Genomic DNA, 3,847 nt, shown 5'->3' with positions numbered 1-3,847 from the left:
GCCGGGCCGCGGTCGCCGCCGTCGCCGCGCGGCGCGGGCTGTGGATCGTCGAGGACGATCCCTACGGCGAACTCCGCTTCGAGGGCGAGCGGTTGCCGTGGATCGCGGCCCACGAGGGCGCGGCGGACCGTACGGTGCTGCTCGGCTCCTTCTCCAAGGTGATGGCGCCCGGGCTGCGGCTCGGCTGGCTGCGGGCGCCCGGTGCGCTGCTGCGGGCCTGTGTGGTCGCCAAGCAGGCCGCCGACCTGCACACCCCGACCGTCAACCAGCTTGCCGCGGCACGGTACTTGGCGGACAACGACCTCGACGCGCATGTCGCGCGGGTGGCCGCCGTCTACCGGGAGCGGCGCGACGCCATGCTCGGGGGGCTTGCCAACTCGCTTCCGGAGGGGTCCGGTTGGGAGCGGCCCGAGGGCGGCATGTTCCTGTGGGCGCGGCTTCCGGAGTCGTACGACACGACGGAGCTGCTGTCGCGGGTGGTGCGGCAGGAGGTGGCCTATGTGCCGGGGGCGCCCTTCTACGCCGGGGAGCCCGACCGGTCGACGATGCGGCTGTGCTTCGTGACGCAGACGCCACAGGAGATCCGGGAGGGGCTCAGGAGGTTGGGGGAGGGGCTGCGGGACGGATTCGGGGCGAACAGCTGAATCCCCTTGGTATCGGGTCCAGTTGACCTCTGGAATACTTGATCACGCAAGCATAGAGTCGATGCGTCACAGCGCTGCTGATGTCATCACCCCTGGAAGGAAGTGCCATGGCACCGGTGCTCGTCGGACGCGAAGGCCTGCTCGCGGGAGAGCGCATCCCGATCGTCGACACCCGCGTCACCTTCGGGCGCAACGCGGGGAACACGGTCGTCATCGCCAGCCCGAGCGTCTCCCGCTTCCACGCGGAGATCGTCTTCGACCAGGACGCGGGATACGTCCTGAGCGACCTCGGCAGCAGCAACGGCACGCAGGTCAACGGGGAAGAGGTGGAGTCCCGGCTGCTGCAGGCCGGTGACGAGATCACCATCGGCGACCAGGAGTTCCGCTTCGAGGTGGCGGACGCCATGCAGACTCTCATGGCGCTCAACCTGCCCCGCTCGGTGACCCACCCGGAGGAGGGCGACGAGGGCTCGCTGCTGCGGGTCACTGTCGTCGGCGGTGGCCCGGTCGGGCTGTCCATGGCGCTGCTCCTTGAGCACTTCCTCGGGGCGCAGGTCAAGGTCACCGTCTACGAGGGCCGGTGGCGCAAGGCCGGCCGCACTGTCGTCTGGAAGAGCGCGGACGAGGGCAACGTACGGCGCCAGCAGGTGGTGACCGTGCAGAGCCGGCAGTACCTCGCCTGGCCGCAGTACGTACAGGACCGGCTCTTCGACCCCGAGCACTACACCGAGATGTGGCCGTCCGGCCCGGACTCGATCGGCGACCACCATCCGCGCAACATGCGGATCGCCTACATCGAGGACCGGCTGCTGGAGCTGGCGAACGAGAAGCGGGACCGAATACGGCTGATCCCCGCCAAGTTCGACGCGGCGGAACAGCGGGACGAACTCGCCTCGCAGCATGTGCTGGCGATCTGCGACGGCGGCCGGTCCCGCACCCGGGAGCACTTCGCCGCCCGGTTCGGCAAGGCGGACGAGTCCATCTACTCCCTCGACGGCGTCCACCTGCGGGACGTCGTCCTCGGGCTGCGCGTCAAGTCGGAACTGCCCGACCCGATGGCGATCCTGCTGACGGTCGCTCAGAACCGTTTCCTGCTCAACTCGTTGCGCGGCGAGGGCTTCCTCAACATGCGGCTGACGGACGCCGAGTTGGCGGAGGTCATCGGTATCGACCCGGTCCGCCGGGTCTTCGAGGAGTGCATCGCCTCCCGCCCGTGCCTGATGAACCGCGACGAGCACGGCGACTTCCAGTGCGCCACCCACGGCACGCTGTTCCTCCCCGCCCTCATCAAGGGCTCGCCCCTGTGGAAGCGGGTGCACGAGGGGCTGCGGCTGTTCGACGTCAAATCCCAGGGCCTGTCCGCGGTCACCAGCTTCCGCCTCGACATGGTGCAACGCCCGCGTTTCTCCGCCGAGTTGCTGCCCCCCACCGTCAACACCCCCGGCACCTACGGCTTCCTGCTCGGCGACGCGGCCAACTCCATCCACTTCTGGCCGGGCCGGGGCCTCAACAGCGGTCTGGCGTCCGCCATTTCGCTGGCCCGCTCCCTCAACAGCGCCTGGAACGGCAGGCCCTTCCGGGACGCCGACTTCCTGCGGCACGAGGCCGCCATGTCGATGCTCCAGTACCGGCACAAGAGCCGCGCCTGGAAGGCCATGGTCACCACCGACGACCAGGGCGTCACCTGGGCCATCAAGGACATCATCGACCACGGCATCGACGGCATCGCGGAGGAGCCCGACCGTGAGGCGGACACGGCCACTCTGCTGGCGCGCATGGCGGCGATTCGGGACAGGCTGGCGCCCCGCCTGCCCGGTATGCCGGACGACGACGCGATCCTCGAACGCCTCCAGACCCTGGAGGACCGCACCCTGCGCATGCTGGTCCTCAGCGGCGCCTGGGACACCCTGACGATGGGCGGCGAGGAGGTCGACATCGACATCTTCTACGGCCCCGACTCCTCGGCCGCCGCGGCGGCGGTGGAGGCACTGGAGCCGGCCACGCAGCAGTGAGCCGTGCCGGCGACCCGACTCCTCGACCGGTCAGCGGGGCAACAGCTGCTGACCGCCGTCGATGTCGTAGGTCGCGCCCGTCAGGGCTTCGTTGCGCATGATGTGTACGGCCAGGGCGGCGACGTCCGCCGGGCCGACGACCCGGCCGATGGGCAGCGAGGCGCGGAGCTCTTCCCGGCGGGCGTCGAGCCGGTCGCCCAGGAGCGTGGCCGACAACGGGGTGTCGACGAATCCGGGGGCGATGACGTTCACGCGGACCGGGGCCAGTTCGAGGGCCAGGTTGGCGGTGAGGGCGGGGAGTGCGGCGGTCATCGCGGCGATGACGGACATGCCGACGCCGGGGCGGCGACCGCCTGTGCCGCCGATGAACAACAGCGTGCCCCCGTCCCGGACCCGCTCCCGGCCGTACTTGGCGATCCCGAGCACCATGGCGAGGCGTTCACCGAAGTACCGGCTCGTCTCCGCCAGGTCCAGGTCTGCCAGAGGCCCGTACAAGGGGCCGCCGACGGTCGAGAGGACGTGGTCGACCGGGTGGGGCAGGTCCGCGAAGAACTCCCGGAGCCGGTCCGTGTCGATGGCGTCGAGGATCGCGGTGCTCAGCGGCTGGATCTCGGCGGCGGCCTGCTCCAGCCGCTGCGGATCCCGCGCGACCATGACCACCTGGCCACCGGCGGCGCGGACCTGACGCGCGGTTTCGAGCCCGATTCCCGAGCTCGCGCCGATCACGACGACGGTCTGGCCGGCCAGGTCCTGCTGCCGGACCGGCTCACTTCCGCTCATCACTGCCCTCCGATGGGCGACAAATGGGACGGGCCTCCCGAACGTACCCCGGGCCACTGCCACCCACCACCTGGAGTGCGGGGACGGCTCAGGTCAGTCCCACCAGAAGTGCCAGGCCGACTGGTTCAGGAGCTGGTGTTCGGCGTAGGCGGCGATGGTCCGGTCGCCGTCGCCGCCGTGCCAGATGTTGTCCGGGCAGAACGCGAAGTGCTCGGCGGCGACGGCCTCCGCCTCGGCGCGGGTGGTGGGCGGCACGGCGACCGAGACCCGCAGATGGTCGAGGCCGAGCGCCAGCACACGTATGCCGAACCGGTCCTCCCAGGAGCGGAGCACCGCGGACAGCCGGGCGGTGTCCCCCTCGTGCTCCGCCGGGCCCGTCCAGCCCAGCGCCGTCGGGATGTCCGCGGTGCG

At 70.6% G+C, this 3,847-nt stretch carries 4 protein-coding genes; 2 read left to right on the top strand and 2 right to left on the bottom strand.

Features of this window, described 5'->3' with window-relative positions:
- Both R6V09_RS48105 and R6V09_RS48100 read left to right on the top strand, forming a co-directional pair.
- Positions 1-644 (top strand): aminotransferase-like domain-containing protein (locus R6V09_RS48105; protein ID WP_317887769.1); only part of this gene is annotated, 644 nt, incomplete at its 5' end.
- 107 nt (positions 645-751) lie between these two features.
- On the top strand, positions 752-2,656 hold the full coding sequence (locus R6V09_RS48100; protein ID WP_317887768.1) for an FHA domain-containing protein: 1,905 nt from the start codon (positions 752-754) through the stop codon (positions 2,654-2,656).
- A 30-nt stretch (positions 2,657-2,686) separates the two neighbouring features.
- On the opposite strand, the gene R6V09_RS48095 is transcribed toward R6V09_RS48100, so the two are convergent.
- A complete protein-coding gene (locus R6V09_RS48095) occupies positions 2,687-3,436 on the bottom strand; it encodes an SDR family oxidoreductase (protein WP_317887767.1) in 750 nt (249 codons plus the stop codon).
- 93 nt (positions 3,437-3,529) lie between these two features.
- On the bottom strand, positions 3,530-3,847 hold a 318-nt coding region (locus tag R6V09_RS48090), incomplete at its 5' end, for a DUF4253 domain-containing protein (RefSeq protein ID WP_317887766.1).

Source organism: Streptomyces sp. W16, assembly GCF_033194735.1.
Taxonomy (GTDB): Bacteria; Actinomycetota; Actinomycetes; order Streptomycetales; family Streptomycetaceae; genus Streptomyces.
The sequence above is the reverse complement of the archived record's forward strand: the minus strand, read 5'-3'. Positions and strand labels throughout refer to the sequence as shown.

Bases quoted from the DNA above. Each gene is read 5' to 3' on its own strand.
- R6V09_RS48095 (WP_317887767.1), bottom strand. From the start codon at position 3,436: ATGAGCGGAAGTGAGCCGGTCCGGCAGCAGGACCTGGCCGGCCAGACC.
- R6V09_RS48100 (WP_317887768.1), top strand. From the start codon at position 752: ATGGCACCGGTGCTCGTCGGACGCGAAGGCCTGCTCGCGGGAGAGCGC.